Source organism: Neorhizobium sp. T6_25 (assembly GCF_002968555.1).
Lineage (GTDB): Bacteria > Pseudomonadota > Alphaproteobacteria > Rhizobiales > Rhizobiaceae > Neorhizobium.
Genome location: NZ_PVBL01000012.1, coordinates 20,637 through 38,783, shown reverse-complemented (window position 1 = coordinate 38,783; position 18,147 = coordinate 20,637). Strand labels below are relative to the sequence as shown.

Annotated in this window: 16 protein-coding genes and 1 pseudogene; 11 read left to right on the top strand and 6 right to left on the bottom strand. The window is 62.5% G+C overall.

Features of this window, described 5'->3' with window-relative positions; all coding sequences use genetic code 11:
- Window positions 1-9: 9 nt before the first annotated feature.
- Together C5L10_RS17380 and C5L10_RS17375 are read right to left on the bottom strand one after the other, a co-directional pair.
- Complete coding sequence (locus C5L10_RS17380) at window positions 10-2,163, bottom strand: xanthine dehydrogenase family protein molybdopterin-binding subunit (protein ID WP_105430696.1); 2,154 nt, start codon at window positions 2,161-2,163, stop codon at window positions 10-12.
- 3 nt (window positions 2,164-2,166) lie between these two features.
- Complete coding sequence (locus C5L10_RS17375; RefSeq protein WP_037081390.1) at window positions 2,167-2,625, bottom strand: (2Fe-2S)-binding protein; 459 nt, start codon at window positions 2,623-2,625, stop codon at window positions 2,167-2,169.
- A 312-nt stretch (window positions 2,626-2,937) separates the two neighbouring features.
- Here C5L10_RS17375 and C5L10_RS17370 point away from each other — a divergent pair, with 312 nt between their 5' ends.
- From C5L10_RS17370 to C5L10_RS17355, 4 genes are all read left to right on the top strand, one after another.
- On the top strand, window positions 2,938-3,447 hold the full coding sequence (locus C5L10_RS17370; protein WP_105430695.1) for a prolyl-tRNA synthetase associated domain-containing protein: 510 nt from the start codon (window positions 2,938-2,940) through the stop codon (window positions 3,445-3,447).
- Between the two features lie 58 nt (window positions 3,448-3,505).
- Window positions 3,506-4,480: a thioredoxin gene (gene trxA, locus C5L10_RS17365; RefSeq protein WP_105430694.1), complete on the top strand. Its 975-nt coding sequence runs from the start codon at window positions 3,506-3,508 to the stop codon at window positions 4,478-4,480.
- Window positions 4,481-4,630: 150 nt separating this feature from the next.
- Window positions 4,631-5,308, top strand: coding sequence for an LON peptidase substrate-binding domain-containing protein (locus C5L10_RS17360; RefSeq protein WP_046665156.1), 678 nt, complete (start codon window positions 4,631-4,633; stop codon window positions 5,306-5,308).
- 11 nt (window positions 5,309-5,319) lie between these two features.
- Entirely contained in the window at window positions 5,320-5,508 is a 189-nt protein-coding gene (locus C5L10_RS17355; protein WP_046637372.1) for a Trm112 family protein, read from the top strand.
- Window positions 5,509-5,523: 15 nt separating this feature from the next.
- On the opposite strand, the pseudogene C5L10_RS17350 reads toward C5L10_RS17355, so the two are convergent.
- Window positions 5,524-6,741 (bottom strand): annotated as a pseudogene (locus tag C5L10_RS17350) (ubiquinone biosynthesis hydroxylase); the annotation flags it as partial.
- Window positions 6,742-6,825: 84 nt separating this feature from the next.
- Here C5L10_RS17350 and tesB point away from each other — a divergent pair.
- From tesB to C5L10_RS17320, 6 genes are all read left to right on the top strand, one after another.
- On the top strand, window positions 6,826-7,710 hold the full coding sequence (gene tesB / locus C5L10_RS17345; protein WP_105430692.1) for an acyl-CoA thioesterase II: 885 nt from the start codon (window positions 6,826-6,828) through the stop codon (window positions 7,708-7,710).
- A gap of 224 nt (window positions 7,711-7,934) precedes the next feature.
- On the top strand, window positions 7,935-8,273 hold the full coding sequence (locus C5L10_RS17340; protein WP_007773854.1) for a P-II family nitrogen regulator: 339 nt from the start codon (window positions 7,935-7,937) through the stop codon (window positions 8,271-8,273).
- 29 nt (window positions 8,274-8,302) lie between these two features.
- Window positions 8,303-9,730 (top strand): ammonium transporter, encoded by a 1,428-nt coding sequence (locus C5L10_RS17335; protein WP_046665152.1) that lies wholly within the window; start codon window positions 8,303-8,305, stop codon window positions 9,728-9,730.
- A gap of 243 nt (window positions 9,731-9,973) precedes the next feature.
- Window positions 9,974-12,673 (top strand): DNA translocase FtsK, encoded by a 2,700-nt coding sequence (locus C5L10_RS17330; protein WP_105430691.1) that lies wholly within the window; start codon window positions 9,974-9,976, stop codon window positions 12,671-12,673.
- A 74-nt stretch (window positions 12,674-12,747) separates the two neighbouring features.
- Window positions 12,748-13,404: an outer membrane lipoprotein carrier protein LolA gene (locus C5L10_RS17325; RefSeq protein ID WP_105425805.1), complete on the top strand. Its 657-nt coding sequence runs from the start codon at window positions 12,748-12,750 to the stop codon at window positions 13,402-13,404.
- Between the two features lie 111 nt (window positions 13,405-13,515).
- Complete coding sequence (locus C5L10_RS17320) at window positions 13,516-14,319, top strand: exodeoxyribonuclease III (RefSeq protein WP_105430690.1); 804 nt, start codon at window positions 13,516-13,518, stop codon at window positions 14,317-14,319.
- A 167-nt stretch (window positions 14,320-14,486) separates the two neighbouring features.
- On the opposite strand, the gene C5L10_RS17315 is transcribed toward C5L10_RS17320, so the two are convergent.
- The gene (locus C5L10_RS17315; protein WP_105430689.1) at window positions 14,487-14,942 is read right to left on the bottom strand and encodes a cyclic nucleotide-binding domain-containing protein; all 456 of its coding nucleotides are present in this window, start codon (window positions 14,940-14,942) and stop codon (window positions 14,487-14,489) included.
- Window positions 14,943-14,951: 9 nt separating this feature from the next.
- Window positions 14,952-15,635, bottom strand: coding sequence for a response regulator transcription factor (locus C5L10_RS17310; RefSeq protein WP_046637381.1), 684 nt, complete (start codon window positions 15,633-15,635; stop codon window positions 14,952-14,954).
- 213 nt (window positions 15,636-15,848) lie between these two features.
- Here C5L10_RS17310 and C5L10_RS17305 point away from each other — a divergent pair, with 213 nt between their 5' ends.
- The gene (locus tag C5L10_RS17305) at window positions 15,849-16,400 is read left to right on the top strand and encodes a L,D-transpeptidase (RefSeq protein ID WP_105430688.1); all 552 of its coding nucleotides are present in this window, start codon (window positions 15,849-15,851) and stop codon (window positions 16,398-16,400) included.
- A 256-nt stretch (window positions 16,401-16,656) separates the two neighbouring features.
- Here C5L10_RS17305 and leuC read toward each other — a convergent pair whose 3' ends face one another.
- Complete coding sequence (leuC, locus tag C5L10_RS17300; RefSeq protein WP_105430687.1) at window positions 16,657-18,066, bottom strand: 3-isopropylmalate dehydratase large subunit; 1,410 nt, start codon at window positions 18,064-18,066, stop codon at window positions 16,657-16,659.
- Window positions 18,067-18,147 lie beyond the last annotated feature (81 nt).

Genomic DNA, 18,147 nt, shown 5'->3' with positions numbered 1-18,147 from the left:
GTTTGATCCTCAGGACGAAACGATGTTGACGATAGGCAGCTGCCGGACCGGCGCTCCCGTCAGGCGACGCCAGGCATTGGCAACCGCCGGACCGACAGGCGGCACGCCAGGTTCGCCGACGCCACTCGGCTTTTCGCTCGACTTGATGATCTCCACCGCCACGTCCGGCATCTCGTTGATGCGGATGGAGCGATAGTCGTGGAAGTTCGACTGCACGATCTTGCCGCCCTTGGCCAACGTCACCGCGTCGAAGAGAACCGCGCCGAGGCCGTAGCCGATGCCGCCTTCCATCTGCGCCTTGATGACGTTCGGATTGACGGCGACGCCGCAATCGACCGCACACCAGACCTTGTGGACACGCGGCGCGCCCTCCGGCCCGATTGAGACTTCGACGATCTGGCCGACGAAGCTGCCGAAGCTCTCGACCACCGCAACGCCGCGGGCGCGGCCTTCCGGAGCCGGCGAGCCCCAGTTCGCCATTTCAGCAGCCTTCCTCAGCACGCCTGCATGACGCGGCTTTTCGCCAAGCAGCGCAAGCCGTCCCTCGACCGGATCCTTGCCGATCTTCTGGAACAGTTCGTCGACGAAGGTTTCCACTGCAAAGCCGGTATGGGTGTGGCCGACCGATCGCCACCAGAGCGGCGGGATAGAGAGCAGGACGTTGTGGGCGCTGACCTTCAGGTTCGGGATCGTGTAGGGCAGGTTCGAAGCGCCTTCGACGGAGGTCTCGTCGAGATCCGCCTTGCCCATGATCGACTGGCCGACGATCACCTGTTCCCAGGCGGTGATCTGGCCCTGCGCATTGATGGCGCCACGCATCCGGTGGGCATACATCGGGCGATAGAAGCCGCCGCGAATGTCGTCCTCGCGGGTCCACATGTGCTTCAGGGGGCGGCTGCGATCGGTTGCCGCATAGACGGCTGCCGCTTCCTGTATGTAGGGCGAGCCGAATTGCGCCTTGCGGCCGAAGCTGCCGCCGGCGAGCTGGGTGTTCACCCTGACCTTCGCCTCGTCGAGACCGAGGACCTTGGCGGCGACCTCCTGGTCCATGCCCGGGAACTGGGCGCCGTTATAGATATCGATCGATCCGTCCTGCGCCTTGATGAAGACTGCGTCGAGCGGCTCCATCGGCGCGTGCGCCAGGAAGGGGAAGACGATCTCGGCTTCCACCGTCTGCAGGCCGGGGCCCTTGAAGGCGTCGTCGACATTGCCGTTGTTGGTCGCTTCCAGCCCTTTCTCGCCGAAGAGCTTCCGGTAATCGGCGGAAAGTTCCTCCGAGGAGCGGGTCTCGGCCTTGGAGAGATCCCATTCGATGCTCAGCGCATCGCGGCCCTTGAGCGCCGCGAACGTGTTGTCCGCATAAACGGCAATGCCCGACGGCACCTGCTTCACGTCAACCACGCCCTGCACCTTGCGGGCTTCGGCATCGTCGAAGCTCTTCACCGTCGCGCCGAAATGCTCCGGATGGGCGACGACGGCGATCAGCAGGTTGTCCGGCGTGATGTCGAGCGTAAAGATCGCCGTGCCGTTGGTCTTGCCGTGGGTGTCGAGCTTCGGCAGGTCGGTGCCGATCAGCACGAAATCCTTGGGGTCTTTGAGTTTCGGCTCGGCGGGCGGCGTCTGGCGGGTCGCCTTTTCGGCAAATGCGCCGAAACCGCTCTCCTTGCTGGAGGCGGCGTGCCTGATGCGGCCTTTCTGGACCGTGATCTCGGAGGCCGGCACCTTCCAGTCTTCGGCGGCGGCCGCGACCAGCATCGCCCGCGCGGTGGCGCCTGCCTTGCGCATCTGCTCGTAGGAATTGGCAATCGCGCTCGAACCGCCGGTTCCCTGCAGGCCGAAACTCAGGTTGGCATAGACCTTGTTGTCGGTCGGCGAGTGGACGGCGCGCATCTGGCTCCAGTCGGCATCGAGTTCTTCCGCCACCAGCGTGGCAAGACCGGTGAACGGACCCTGGCCGAATTCGATGTGCTTGGAAAGCACGGTCACGGTGTCGTCGGTGCCGATCTTGACGAAGGCGTTCATCGGCGCAAGCGCCGGATCGCCGCCGGCGTGCACGCCGGTTTGGGCAGCGGAGAGCATTTTCGGCGCGATCGCGACGCCGATGACGAGGCCGGAGCCGGCGAGGAAGGCGCGGCGGGTGGTGTTGATGTCCTGGATGGTCATTGCTCAGCCCTCCATCGAATTGGCGGCGTTGTGGATTGCCGCGCGGATGCGATGGTAGGTGGCGCATCGACAGATATTGCCGGTCATCGCGCCGTCGATATCGGCATCCGTCGGCTTCGGCACCATCTGCAGCAGGGCGACTGCCGACATGACCTGTCCGGACTGGCAGTAACCGCATTGGGGCACATCGAGGCCCGCCCAGGCCGTCTTCACCGCATCGGCTTCCTTGCCGGAAACACCTTCGATGGTGACCACGTCCGAACCTTCGATCGTCGCGATCGGGGTCACGCAGGAGCGGCGCGGCATGCCGTCAAGATGCACTGTACAAGCGCCGCACTGGGCGACGCCGCAGCCGTATTTGGTGCCAGTGAGTTTTTCGAAATCGCGGATGACCCAGAGAAGTGGGGTGTCGGGGTCGCCGTCGAACGTTCTTTCCTGTCCGTTGAGCGTGAAGGTGACCATGAGGCAGACCTTTCAGTTAAGAAGCCGGGCGCTGCGCCGGCCTTGGAGATTGAGCGGCGAATATCGGCGGGGGCCGGTATCGAGGGGCGCGAAACACTGCGCGAAAAAACCTGAGTGAACTGGAGTAGTTATTATTTATCAATTGGCTACCGGCCGCCGATCGAATGCCGCAGACCGGTTCTCCACGTGTGATTAGATGGTCGGCCGTCAGACCAGGTCAAGCGCCTCACGAGATCGTGTGCACCTGCCTTGGCCGGCCCAACCATTCCGGTTATAGTCCGCCCGCCCGCCAACAGAGCCAATTCCATCAGCATGACAGAGACAAAGCCGAAAACCGCCGAGGATCTTTTCCGTTTCCTCGACAGCCTGAATATTCCCCATTCGACCAAGACGCACCCGCCGGTTTTCACCGTGGCTGAATCCGAAAGCCTGCGTGACGAGATCCCCGGAGGCCATACCAAGAACCTGTTCGTGAAGGACAAGAAGGACCAGTATTTCGTCCTGACGGTCGAGGAGCGCGCGACGGTCGACCTGAAGACCGTGCACAAGGTGATCGGAGCGTCGAGCCGCGTCTCGTTCGGCCGGCCCGAAATGCTTCTGGAATATCTCGGCGTGGTTCCCGGTTCGGTGACGGTATTCGGCGCGTTCAACGATACGGGCCGAAATGTTACCTTCGTGCTCGACGAAGACCTGCTGAAGCACGACATCATCAATGGCCATCCGCTGTCGAACGATGCCACGACCTCCATTGCCAGCAGCGATCTCATCCGCTTTCTGGAGGCGACCGGCCACGCGCCGCTTGTCTTGAAAGTGACAGACTGACATACGATCTTTGCAGCCTATATGGCAAAGATGCGAAAGCGTTCCCGGGAGAACATTCATGAGCGGCAGCAATAACCCCTATGGCGGTTCCTACGGCGGGCAGATGACTGCTTCGGCAAGCTTTGGCGCGACGCCGGCCGCATCTGGTCCTGCCGGGGTCTACGTATCCGACACCAGCACCGCCGGCTTCACCAAGGACGTGCTGGAAGAATCGCGCCGCCAGCCGGTTCTCGTCGATTTCTGGGCGCCCTGGTGCGGCCCCTGCAAGCAGCTGACGCCGGTGCTCGAAAAGGTCGTCAACGAAGGCCAGGGCCGGGTCAAGCTCGTCAAGATGAATATCGACGATCACCCGTCGATCCCGGGCCAGCTCGGCATCCAGTCGATCCCGGCCGTCATCGCCTTCGTCGACGGCCGTCCGGTCGACGGTTTCATGGGCGCGGTGCCGGAAAGCCAGGTTCGCCAGTTCATCGACAAGCTCGCAGGACCTCCGGGCGCCGACCAGGCTGCCGAGATCGAAGCGGCTCTCGCCGAGGCAGAGACCCTGCTTGCCGGCGGCGAAATCCAGGAAGCCGCCCAGCTTTACGGGGCCGTCCTGCAGGCCGACCCGGAAAATGCCAAGGCCGCCGCCGGAATGATGCAGTGCCTGATCGCCATGGGCGAGACGGCGCGTGCCAGCCAGATGCTCGCCTCCCTGCCGGAAGAGCTTGCCAAGGAACCGGCGATCCAGGCGGTTGCCAAGAAGCTCGAGCAGATCGACGAAGCCCGCAAGCTTGGCGATCCCGTGGCTCTCGAGCACCAGCTCGATGCCAACCCGGACGACCACGACGCCCGCCTGAAGCTCGCCAAGATCCTCAATGTCCAGGGCGAACGCGACAAGGCTGCGGAGCACCTGCTGACGATCATGCGCAAGGATCGCACGTTCGACGACGACGGTGCCCGCCGTCAGCTCCTGGCATTCTTTGATGTCTGGGGACCGAAGGATCCGGCGACGATCGCCGCCCGCCGCCGCCTGTCCTCCATCCTGTTTTCGTAGACCGGGCCGGTTTTCCTACACACGGGCCTGTGTTCGCAGCCAAGGCCAATCCTCAAGGATTGGCCTTGCGTTCTCCGGTAGGTGCCCCACATTATTCCGAGCAGCGAATCTTTGGTCTGAGCCAGTGGTCGTCTGGGAGGTGTCGGACCCATGCATGTGGGAAATGCGAGATATCTGAAGCGTGAGGATCTGCCGGAGACGGTACCTGTCTTTCCTCTTACCGGCGCATTGCTTCTGCCGGGCGGACAGTTGCCGCTCAACATCTTCGAGCCACGTTATCTCGCCATGTTCGACGCAGCGCTTGCCGGCAACCGGCTGATCGGTATCGTACAGCCGTCGCTGCTCGAATCCGGCGAGGCCGTCGAAGGCCCGCGTGCTCCGCTCTCGACGGTCGGCTGTATCGGCCGCATCACATCGTTTGCCGAAACCGGCGACGGCCGGTACATCACCTCGATCAGCGGCATCTGCCGGTTCCGGCTCATCGAAGAGGTGGGCCAGGGTCATCCCTACCGCACATTCAAGATCGCACCGATGATGACGGACCTCTCCACCGAGGACGACGAGGGTACGGTCGACCGCGCCGAATTGCTGCGCGTCTTCCGCGCCTATCTCGACGCCAACAAGCTTGAGGCGGATTGGGAAAGCGTCGAGCGCGCCGGCAACCGCACGCTCGTCAACTCCCTGTCGATGATGTCGCCTTTCGGGCCTGCCGAGAAGCAGGCTCTCCTCGAAGCGCCGGACCTGCGCACACGCGCCGAAACGCTGATCGCCATCACCGAAATCCTGCTGGCGCGCGATTTCGGCGATTCCGACACTGTCCTCCAGTAAGGCTCAAGCGCATGGACGAGAAAGTCAGCAAGGTCGATCCGAAACTGCTCGACCTGCTCGTCTGCCCGCTCTCCAAGAGCCGGCTGTCCCTCAACCGGGAGACCAACGAGCTCATCTCCCAGAAGGCGCAGCTAGCCTATCCGATCCGCGACGGTATCCCGATCATGCTGATTTCCGAAGCCCGCAAGATCGAGGACTGAGGGGCTGACGGGCGTTTAAATCGCCTCGCCCGTCAACAGCTTCGGGCCGTCTTCGCTGCTCTTTCCGGCCGCCTGGTCGATGAAGAAGGTCTTCAGCTTCGGGAGCTTTTCGACGATGCCGAGGCCGAAGTCGCGGGCGATGCGGATCGGGGTGATGTCGTTGGAGAACAGCCGGTTCAGCACGTCGGTGGTCACCCCCATGCGGAATGTATCGAAACGCCGCCAGGACTGGTAGCGCTCCAGCACGTTGAGTGCGCCGATGTCGAGGCCGAGGCGGTCGGCTTCGACCACCGTCTCGGCGAGTGCCGCGACGTCCTTGAAGCCGAGATTGAGGCCCTGGCCGGAAATCGGGTGGATGCCGTGCGCCGCATCGCCGGCAAGGGCGACGCGCGGGGCCACGAAGGCGCGCGCGAGCGTCAGTCCGAGCGGGAAGGCACGTTTGCCGCCGACCACCGTCAGTTCGCCGAGCTTGTGGCCGAAACGGCGCTGAAGTTCTTCCTCGAATACCAGATCGTCCGCGGCGACCAGCCGGTTGGCCTCCGCTGTCCGCTCGGTCCAGACGAGCGAGGACCGGTTGTTGGTGAGCGGCAGGATGGCAAACGGACCGGACGGCAGGAAATGTTCTTCCGCCACGCCTTCATGCGGCCTCTCGTGGGCAACCGTCGCGACGATGCCCGACTGGCCGTAATCCCAAGTGACGGTCTTGATGCCGGCCATGTCGCGCAGTTTGGAGCGCACGCCGTCGCAGGCGACCAGAAGGCGGGTCTCGACGGCCGAGCCGTCGGAGAGCGACACGGTGCAACGGGTGCTGCCGGACTGGAAGCCGGTGGCGGAAAGTCCGTGACGGATGGCGATCCCGAGGCGTTCGGCGGCGCCGCGCAGTGCCCGCACCATGGCGACGTTCGCCACCATGTGGGCGAACGGCCTGCCTTCCTCGATTTCGCCGTCGAAGGTGAGGAAGACCGGCCGCACAGGATCGGACGTGCGGCTGTCGGTGACGACCATCCGGTTGATCGGCTGGGCATCGACGGCAATCTCGTTCCAGACGCCGATGACGTCGAGCATGCGGGTAGCGGCGGCGATGATGGCGGAAGCCCGCTCGTCCTTTTCCCAGACGCCGGCAGGAGCCGCCTCGATCACCTCGACCTGCAGATGCGGCGCCGCCTGCTTGACCGCGACAGCGGCGGCGAGACCCACATAACCGCCTCCAACAACCAGCATGTCCAGCATTTGCCTAAACTCCCGTGAGACTTGAGAATATCATGTGGTGGATATAGATCATCCGACAGCCGCTTCCTATCGCCGGAGTTCGTCATAATGTCGCGCCAGACCGAATCCCCCTCCGCCATGGAACAGCTCATCGCCACGCTCGACCTCGAGAAGCTCGAGGAGAACATCTATCGCGGCACCAGTCCCGATGTCGGCTGGCAGCGGGTATTCGGCGGCCAGGTGATCGCCCAGGCCCTGATGGCCGCCCAGCGGACCGTCGAGGCCGATCGTTTCGTGCATTCGCTGCATGCCTATTTCATGCGCCCCGGCGATCCTTCCGTTCCGATCCTCTATCAGGTGGAGCGTATCCGCGACGGGTCAAGCTTCACCACCCGCCGGGCGGTGGCGGTGCAGCACGGCAAGGCGATCTTTGCCATGTCCGCATCTTTCCAGGTGGAGGAGGGCGGTTATGAGCACCAGATCGACATGCCTTCGGTGACGCAGCCGGAGGATCTGATGGGGGAGAAGGAGTTCAAGGAACTCTTCCTCAAGAAGGCGCCAGAGAACGTGCGTCGCTACTGGAGCCGTGAGCGGCCGATCGAGGTGCGCCCCACCTCGCTCGTGCACTATCTGACCAGGGAAAAGCTCGAACCGCGACAGGACATCTGGGTCCGGACCGTCGGCGAGGTGCCGTCCGACCGCCACTATCAGGCAGCCGTGCTCGCATATCTCTCCGACATGACGCTGCTCGATGCGTCGCTCTATCCGCACGGCACGTCGATCTTCGATCCGACGCTTCAGGCGGCGAGCCTCGACCACGCCATGTGGTTTCACAGGCCCGCCACATTCGACGACTGGCTCCTCTACACGCAGGACAGCCCGAGCGCTTCCGGCGCCCGCGGAATGACCCGCGGCAGCATTTACACCCGTTCTGGCACACTGATCGCCTCGGTCGCCCAAGAAGGACTGATTCGGAAAAAGGCAAATGATTAATAGTTGTGCAATTTTTCAATTTTGCCCAAGTTTTGGGCGTATTTGCGCCATCCAAATGCCCGTTTTTTGAGACCTGCGATGTGAACCTTTACATTTCAATAACTTATAGGCGTCATCGAAACTGGCACGCCCCTTGAATGTATCTCGTCAGTCGTTGTCATTATCTTGACCTCGATGAGGAGAGTCGGCCTTGGCCGAGGACAAACAAAGGATGGGAAAGCCAGATGAAAATCGTGATGGCCATTATCAAGCCGTTCAAGCTGGATGAGGTGCGCGAAGCCCTCACGGCTGTCGGTATCCAGGGCCTGACCGTGACCGAAGTCAAAGGTTACGGGCGCCAAAAGGGACACACCGAAATCTACCGCGGTACCGAATATGCCGTAAGTTTTCTGCCAAAGCTGAAGATCGAAATCGCAGTCCCCTCCGACCTCGTCGAAAAGGCCGTGGATGCGATCGCTTCGGCCGCCAAGACTGGCCAGATCGGCGATGGCAAGATCTTCGTCTATTCGATCGAGCAGGCCGTGCGCATCCGTACCGGCGAAACCAACACAGAAGCGCTTTAAGCACGGCTTGACAGGGGAGTTTTTTAGCTATGCAATTTAATAGGATTTCCACTCTGGGACGTCTGAGTGCCGCTGCCGCGGCGCTTCTCGCGCCCGCCGTCGCTTTTGCGCAGACGGCTGCCGCACCGGCCGCGGAAGCTGCAGCCGCAGCTCCGGCCATGACGGTCGACAAGGGCGATACGACCTGGATGCTGATTTCTTCCATCCTTGTCCTTCTGATGATCGTGCCTGGTCTGGCACTGTTCTACGGCGGTCTCGTTCGCGCCAAGAACATGCTCTCGGTTCTCATGCAGGTCATGATGATCGCCGCCGTGGCGATGATTGTCTGGGTCACCTACGGTTATTCGCTCACCTTCACTGACGGCGGCTCGATCAACAGCTTCATCGGCGGCTTCTCCAAGATGTTCCTTGCAGGCGTCGATACGACGACGATGTCGGAAAGCTTCACCAAGGGTGCGGCCATTCCGGAACTCGCCTTCGTTTGCTTCCAGATGACCTTCGCAGCTATCACTCCTGCGCTGATCATCGGTGCGTTTGCCGAACGTATCAAGTTCTCGGCAGTCATCCTGTTCACCATCCTGTGGCTCACCTTCGTCTACTTCCCGATGGCCCATATGGTCTGGTTCTGGGGCGGCCCGAGCGCCTATTCCGGCCCGACCGGCCTGATCTTCGGCTTCGGCGCGATCGACTTCGCAGGCGGCACCGTCGTCCACATCAACGCTGGTATCGCAGGTCTCGTCGGCGCCATCATGGTCGGCAAGCGCACCGGCTTCGGCAAGGACATGATGGCTCCGCACTCGATGACGCTGACCATGGTCGGTGCAGCACTTCTGTGGGTTGGTTGGTTCGGCTTCAATGCCGGTTCGAACCTCGAAGCCAATGCCTACGCAGCCCTTGCAATGATGAACACCTTCGTTGCGACCGCTGCCGCTATCGTTGGCTGGGCCCTCGTTGAAACCTTCGCTCGCGGCAAGGCTTCCATGCTGGGTGCTGCTTCGGGTGCTGTTGCCGGCCTCGTCGTGATCACCCCGGCTGCCGGTTTCGTCGGCCCGATGGGCGCTATCATCATGGGTCTGATCGTCTCGCCGGTCTGCTACTTCTTCGTCTCGACCGTCAAGAACAAGTTCGGTTACGACGATACGGCTGACGTCTTCGGCGTACACGGCGTCGGTGGCATCATCGGTGCGATCCTCACCGGTGTGTTCGTCAATCCGGCTCTCGGTGGCGCAGGCATCGTCGACTATTCGACGGCTGATTTCGCTGCCAGCTATGCCGGCACGGCAACCCAGGTCTGGGCTCAGTTCAAGGGCGTGATCGTCACTGTCCTGTGGTCCGGCATCGGTTCCGCGATCCTCTACAAGATCGTCGATCTGATTGTTGGCCTGCGCGTCACCGTCGAAGCCGAACGCGAAGGTCTCGACCTCGCGACCCACGGCGAAGCCGCTTATCACTCCTGATCAACGATTCACGGCGGCGGGCAACCGCCGCCGCGGCACATTGCACCGCAGCTTCCGCATGAGCTGCATTGGCCCGGGTTTCGACCCGGGCTTTTTTATTCATGTTTTCAGCCTTCGCCCGGCCTGTTGTGGTTAAAGGGACATTAACCACCGTCGCGCTATTCTCCGCTGGAATTGCGTGAATCAGCTCTCAGCTTGCCGATTCGCGCCTGGAGTTGCGTTCAAGGACGGCGGGCAGACACGATGGGCAGAAGCAGTTCAGCGGCTATGGCAAACCGGTCCACCCGCCTGGTGCTCACCGCCTTCGTGTGGCGCCAGGCGCTGGCGCTCGCCGGTTTCGGGATATTCTTTGCTTTGGCGCTGGCGGTCGCTGCATTGGCGACCTGGAACGTCGCCGACCCGAGCTTCTCCTACGCGACCGATAACGCGCCGACCAATATTCTCGGCTTTCCGGGTGCGGCCTTCGCCGACCTGATGATGCAGTTCCTCGGGCTTGCAAGTCTCGTCGCCCTGCTGCCGGTACTCGCCTTCGCCCTGGCTCTGATCGCCGGGCGCAAATACGACCGCGTTCCGGCGCGCCTTGCGGCCTGGGGCGGCGGCACACTACTCGCCTCGGCAACATTGGGCTGCTTTCCCGCACCGCTCACCTGGCCGATCCCGAACGGCATCGGCGGCGTCATCGGCGACATGATCCTGCGCTTCCCGGCGTTGTTCGTCGGCGCCTATCCGACGGGTACCGTGGCTATGGTGCTCGGCTGCCTGTTCATCATTCCCTGCGCCTGGCTGATGCTGTTTGCCTCCGGCCTTGTCGGTGAAGCCTTCGAGGAGGATGCCGAGGACGACGACCAGCCGGTCGCGGCCGCCAAGACCCGTTCCAAGCGTGAAGAGGTCGAGGAAGAGGACGACGAGGACCGGTTTGCCGGTTTCCTGGCGTTCGGCGCCATCGCTCACTACTGGTATATCGCCCAGGCCAGATTGCGACGCCTTGCCGGCATCAAGCCGCGCAGCCGGATGGATTTCGACCAGCCCTACGATTTCAACGAGGATGAATTCGGGACGCTGAACGAGCCGGTCCGCGCGAGAGCGGCATCCGTGGCCCCCGGCCGTCGCATGGAGCCCTCGCTCGATGGTCCCGCCGAGCGGGCTACCTCGCCGCGTCGGGTGGTGGCGGCTCCACCGATTTCCCGCCATGACGAAGACGACGACTACGATCCGCCCTTCGACCTGGACGACATGCCGCCGCGTCCGGCCGGCATCCTGGCCGATGACGACGAGGACGACGACGCGCCGTTCGTCGCCTCCCGCGCACCGCAGACCGTCAACGGCGTTCGCGTCCAGCAGCGTGTCGCGCCCTCGGCCGCGCCGCCGAAGCCGAGCGCCCGCGTTGCCCGCGAAGCCCAGGGCTCGTTCATCGCGCCCGACGGGTTCCAGTTGCCCTCCGTCCATCTGCTGAACGAACCGAAGGCCGTCGCCCGCGACGCTTCGCTGTCGGCGGATGCGCTGGAGCAGAATGCCCGGTTGCTCGAAGGCGTTCTTGAGGACTTCGGGGTCAAGGGCGAGATCATCCATGTCCGCCCCGGCCCGGTCGTCACGCTTTACGAACTCGAGCCCGCGCCGGGCATCAAGTCGTCGCGCGTCATCGGCCTTGCGGACGATATTGCCCGTTCGATGAGTGCGATCGCTGCCCGCGTCGCCGTCGTCCCCGGCCGCAATGCGATCGGCATCGAGCTGCCGAACCGCACCCGCGAGACGGTCTATCTGCGCGAAATGATCGGCTCCAAGGATTTCGAGGGCAGCAAGGCGAAGCTCGCCCTGGCGCTCGGCAAGACGATCGGCGGCGAGCCCGTCGTGGCCGACCTCGCCAAGATGCCGCACCTGCTCGTCGCCGGCACCACCGGTTCGGGCAAATCCGTCGCCATCAACACCATGATCTTGTCGCTTCTCTACCGTTACACGCCGGAGAAGTGCCGCCTGATCATGATCGACCCGAAAATGCTCGAACTCTCCGTCTATGACGGCATCCCGCACCTGCTGTCGCCTGTGGTCACCGACCCGAAAAAGGCCGTTGTCGCGCTCAAGTGGACCGTCCGCGAGATGGAAGAGCGCTACAAGAAGATGTCGAAGATCGGCGTGCGCAATATCGACGGCTTCAACAGCCGCGTCGAGCAGGCGCTGGAAAAGGGCGAGGTGCTGACCCGCACCGTGCAGACCGGTTTCGACCGCCATACGGGCGAAGCCATGTACGAGACAGAAGAATTCGATCTCCAGCCGATCCCCTATATCGTCGTGATCATCGACGAAATGGCCGACCTGATGATGGTCGCCGGCAAGGATATCGAAGGCGCCGTACAGCGCCTGGCGCAGATGGCGCGTGCCGCCGGCATCCATGTGATCATGGCGACCCAGCGCCCGTCCGTCGACGTCATCACCGGCACGATCAAGGCCAATTTCCCGACCCGCATCTCCTTCCAGGTCACCTCGAAGATCGACAGCCGCACCATTCTCGGCGAGCAGGGCGCCGAACAGCTGCTCGGCATGGGTGACATGCTCTACATGGCCGGCGGCGGCCGCATCCAGCGCGTCCACGGGCCTTTCGTCTCCGATACCGAGGTCGAAGACATCGTCGCCTACTTGAAAACTCAAGGGCACCCCCAATATCTCGATGCGATCACGGCCGATGACGACGAGGACGGTGACGGTTCCGGCCCGGCCGGCATGTCCAACCTCGCGGAGTCGGACGACCCTTACGATCAGGCGGTGGCGATCGTGCTGCGGGACGGCAAGGCGTCCACGTCCTATGTCCAGCGCCGTCTCGGCATCGGCTACAACCGTGCCGCTTCGCTCATCGAGCGGATGGAGCAGGAGGGGCTGATCGGGCCGGCCAACCACGCCGGCAAACGCGAAATCCTGGTGCCGACCGAGGGCGACATCCTCGAACGGTAAGGCTTTCGTGATCGCCACGGGCCGGCCATCAAGCCGCCGCCTTTGGTGCGGAGGAGTAACGAAAGGAGACCAGAATGAAGAACGAAAAGACCATCCTTTCAAACGTCAATTCCAGCGCGCTCGGCCGCCGGCAATTTTCGCTGGGGCTTGCGGGCCTGGCCGCGGCCGCCTTTGCGCCCAACCTCGGTTTCGCCCAGAGCGCCGGCAGCGCGGCAGCCCAGAAGATCGCGGACCATTTTTCCTCGGTCAAAACCATGATGGGCGAATTCGTGCAGTTCGGGCCGCGCGGCGAGCAGACCGGCGGCAAATTTTTTATCGAGCGTCCCGGCAAGCTGCGCTTCAATTTCGAGGATCCGTCGCCGATCCGCGTCATCGCGGACGGCAATAACGTCGTCATCGGCAATATGAAGCTCAAGACCTGGGATATCTATCCGCTCTCCAAGACGCCGCTCAGCCTGCTGCTCGCGAGCCGCATCGACCTCGGCAACCAGATGGTCCGCAACGTCAAGGAAGAGTCCGATCTCACCACGATCGTGCTGGGCAACAAGACCGTGTTCGGCGATTCGACCATCACCATGATGTTCGATTCCAAGACCTACGATCTGCGCCAGTGGACGATCACCGATGCCCAGAACAAGGATACGTCGGTGATGATCTACAACGTCCAGAACGGGGTCAAACTCGACGATAAGGTCTTCATCATTCCCTATGAGGACGTCCGCAAGGGCTGACCGCGGCAGGACCTGAAATCAATGAAGGGCTGCGCTTGATTGCGCGGCCCTTTTCGCTTCTCAGGGGCCACAAAATTTCCTAAAGCTCGCGGCAGAGCCCCGAGGGATATCATGACATTTTCGATCACGACCTGGAATATCAACTCCGTGCGGCTGCGCATGCCGATCGTTCAGCAGTTCCTCGTCCGTCACAAGCCGGACATCCTCTGCCTGCAGGAAATCAAGTGCCAGGAGCCGGAGTTTCCGCTGCAGCCGCTGAAGGATCTCGGTTACCAGCACATCATCATCCACGGCCAGAAGGGCTATCACGGCGTCGCCATCGCTTCGAAAGTGCCGCTCCTCGAAGACCATCGCCAGAACTACTGCAATGTCGGCGATGCGCGGCACATCTCGGCGCTCTTCGAGCGCGGCTCGCGGCGGATCCGCCTGCATAATTTCTACGTGCCCGCCGGCGGCGACGAGCCGGATCGGACGATCAATCCGAAATTCGGCCACAAGCTGGATTTCATCGAGGAGATGAAGGCGCTGAAGGCCGACGCCATGCCCGGTATTTCCTCGATCCTCGTCGGCGACCTCAATATCGCGCCGCTGGAGCACGACGTCTGGTCGCACAAGCAGCTCCTGAAGATCGTCAGCCACACGCCTGTCGAGACCGAGGGCATGAAGGAGATCATCGCCAAGGGCGGCTGGCTCGACCTGATGCGCCAGCACACGCCGGAGCCGGAGAAGATCTACACGTGGTGGAGCTACCGCGCCAAGGACTGGGAAGCAGCGAACAAGGGCCGCCGGCTCGACCATATCTGGTCCTCGCCCGACCTCGGCCCGTTCCTCGATCACATCGACGTGCTGAAGGAGGCCCGAGGCTGGAACCAGCCTTCGGACCATGTGCCGGTGACGGCGGTGTTCAAGTTCTGACGTCGTGCCCGGCCTGTGGATCCTCGGGTCAAGCCCGAGGATGACGAAAACAAAGGATGTGCCTTACCGTCAAATCCGCCTGAGGAGCATCAAGGTCGTCATCCTCGGGCTTGACCCGAGGATCCAGACACGAGGCTGGACGATCAAGGGCAAAGCTCTTCCGCTTCTCAGGCAAACCGGTCCTGCATTGCCGCCGCCGCCTTGGCAAGGCCGGCGATATTGTCGCGGATGCGGTTCTCGATTACCCGGCCGACCTGCGGATATTCCTCCAGCAGGCGGTGGAACAGCGAGCGGCTGATCTTCAGGGCTTCGGAATCCTCGATCGCGATTGCGGTGAACTTGCGCTCCACCATGGTCACGAGCGCCAGCTCTGACAGCAGAGTACCGGGGCCGACCGTCGCTTCCACCTTCATCTCGCCGCTGCGGTCCGCCATCAGCAGTTCGAAACGGCCCCTGGCGACGATGAAGGCCGATTCCGCCGGGGATTTCTCCCGGAACAGCTGCTGGCCGGTCGTCACCTGCCGACGCTCGGCACCGAAGGCGACGAGGCGCAGCTGGTCGTCGTTCATGTCCCGGAACAGCGGAACCTGCGAAAGCAGGCGGATATCTTCGGTCAGCGACATCAGGGCCCTTTACGGTACGATCTTGTAGCCGCCGTTTTCAGTGACCAGGATTTCGGCGCTCGACGGATCGCGCTCGATCTTCTGGCGAAGACGGTAGACATGGGTTTCCAGCGTATGCGTAGTCACGCCGGAATTATAGCCCCAGACTTCCTCCAGGAGGACATCGCGGGTCACTACCTTCTGGCCGGCGCGATAGAGGTAGCGAATGATCGCCGCTTCCTTTTCGGTCAGGCGAATCTTCTTGCCGTCCTCGGTGGTCAGCAGCTTCTGACTCGGCTTGAAGAGATAGGGGCCGACCGTGAAGGTGGCGTCCTCGCTCTGCTCGTACTGGCGAAGCTGGGCACGAATGCGGGCAAGCAGCACGGCGAAGCGGAAGGGTTTCGTCACATAGTCGTTGGCGCCGGCTTCGAGGCCGAGAATGGTGTCGGAATCGGTGTCGTGGCCGGTCAGCATGATGATCGGCGCCTTGAAGCCGTTCTTGCGTAGCAGCTTCACCGCCTCGCGGCCGTCCATGTCCGGCAGGCCGACATCCATGATCAGCAGGTCGATCTGGGCATTCTTGGCGGTCTGCAGCGCCTTGGCCGCATTCGCCTCCTGGAGGATTGCGAACTCGTCATAGAACGACAACTGCTCGACAAGCGTCTCGCGCAGATCGTCGTCGTCGTCCACCAGGAGTATCGTGCGCGCTGCCATGCGTTCTTGCCTTTCGTCTCGCCGTTGCGTCCAGACTGCTGTTGCAGCCAATCGAAGCGCATTTAGGGCTCCTCGACCTAAATCCCTACAGCATCGACCCAAAAATCGGAATCGATTTTCGGAAAGTACGATGTTTCGATTCAATATGCGCAGCGCTTTAGTGTGCTATGAATTCAAACGAAATCATATTCAAAGCAAAACCTTGTGAGAGAAATGCAGCGTTTTCGCGAGGGAAATCACAAAAACACTGCCGTCGTCACCGTTCGCACCGCGCCGCGTGACCGGGGCCGTGCGATCGTCTCCTTCGGCGGCATCACCGTGCCGGCGGCACTCGGGCGGTCCGGCACCTCTCCCTTCAAGCGGGAAGGGGACGGCGCAACGCCGATCGCGCCGATGCGCCTCCTCAACGGCTATGTCCGTGGGGACCGCGTGACGCTGCCCCCGACGCCGCTTTCGATGACGCGCATCGGTAAAGACCTGCTGTGGTGCGACCAGCCGGAGCACCCGTCGTATAATCGCCCGGTGAGGGCACCGTTCCGGCCAAGCCATGAGGAGATGATGCGGGCCGACGGGCTCTACGACATCTGCCTCGTGCTCGACTGGAACGTCACCTCGCGAGCCCGCAACCGCGGCTCGGCGATCTTCTTCCACCTGATCAAACCCGGCTACCAGCCGACCGCCGGCTGCATCGCCGTCAGTCTCCCCGACATGAAACGGCTGATCCGCTTCATGCGCAAAGGGACGGTGGTGAGGGTGCTGGGATAAGATAGCGGCCTGCCCCCTCACCAACAAAATCTAAGACTTAGCTGCGCTAAGATCTTGATTTTGTAACCTCTCCCGCAAGGGGAGAGGTAGGCTGCGGCAGCGCGGCTGCTCTATCTCTCCCCTTGCGGGAGAGAAAGCGATTTCAACATCTTAGCTTCAGCTAAGTGTTAGAAATCGCAAGTGAGGGGACCGTTTGCCCGAAACGAAAATGCCCGGCGCGGAGGCCGGGCATCTCGAAGTCAAATTCTTAAAAAGCCTACTTCCACTCGCGGATATCGACGAAGTGACCGGCGACCGCGGCTGCGGCGGCCATGGCCGGCGAGACGAGATGGGTGCGGCCCTTGTACCCCTGGCGGCCTTCGAAATTGCGGTTCGAGGTGGAGGCACAGCGCTCGCCCGGCTTCAGGCGGTCGTCGTTCATCGCCAGGCACATCGAGCAGCCCGGTTCGCGCCATTCGAAACCAGCATCCTTGAAGATCTTGTCGAGCCCCTCGGCTTCCGCCTGTTCCTTGACGATGCCGGAGCCCGGGACGACCATGGCGGACACGGTCGAGGCGACGGTGCGGCCTTCGACGACCTTGGCTGCGGCGCGCAGGTCTTCGATGCGGCCGTTGGTGCAGGAGCCGATGAAGACGCGGTCGATGGCGATATCGGTGATCTTGGTGCCCGGCTTCAGGCCCATGTAATCCAGCGCACGCCATTTCGAGGTGCGCTTGGTTTCGTCCGGGATATCGTCCGGGTTCGGAACGGAACCCTCGACCGAGATGACGTCTTCCGGCGAAGAGCCCCAGGAGACGATCGGCGGCAGGTTGGCGGCGTCGAGCACGACGACCTTGTCGAAATGCGCGCCTTCGTCCGTCTGCAGGGTCTTCCAGTAGTCGAGCGCCATGTCCCAGGCCTTGCCCTTCGGGGCGCGCGGCTTGTCCTTGATATACTCGAAGGTCTTTTCGTCCGGCGCGATCAGGCCGGCGCGGGCGCCGCCTTCGATCGTCATGTTGCAGACCGTCATGCGGCCTTCCATGGAGAGCGCGCGGACCGCCTCACCGGCGAACTCGATGACGTGGCCGGTGCCGCCGGCGGTGCCGATCTCGCCGATGATGGCAAGGATGATGTCCTTGGCGGTGACGCCCGGCGGCAGTTGGCCGTCGACGCGCACCAGCATGTTCTTCGCCTTCTTCTGCACCAGCGTCTGGGTGGCGAGCACGTGCTCGACTTCAGACGTGCCAATGCCGTGCGCCAGCGCGCCGAAGGCGCCGTGCGTCGACGTGTGGCTGTCGCCGCAGACGATGGTCATGCCCGGCAGGGTAAAGCCCTGTTCCGGGCCGACGATGTGGACGATGCCCTGGCGGACGTCCTTTTCCGAATAATATTCGACGCCGAAGTCGCGGGCGTTCTGGGCAAGCGCTTCCACCTGGATGCGGCTTTCCTCGTTCTTGATGCCTTCGTGGCGGTCGGCCGTGGTCGGGACGTTATGGTCCACGACGGCGAGCGTCTTTTCCGGTGCACGGACCTTGCGGCCGGCAATGCGCAGGCCCTCGAAAGCCTGCGGCGACGTCACCTCGTGAACGAGGTGACGGTCGATGTAGAGAAGACAGGTGTGGTTCTCATCCTCGGAAACGACGTGGTCGTCCCAGATCTTGTCGTAAAGGGTGCGGGGTGCGCTCATGGCTGCTGTCCGTAAAGCTGACTGAAACAGGAAATGGGTGTCCGGCAGCTTAGGGCTGCCGCAAGCTGAGGCAATCAGCTA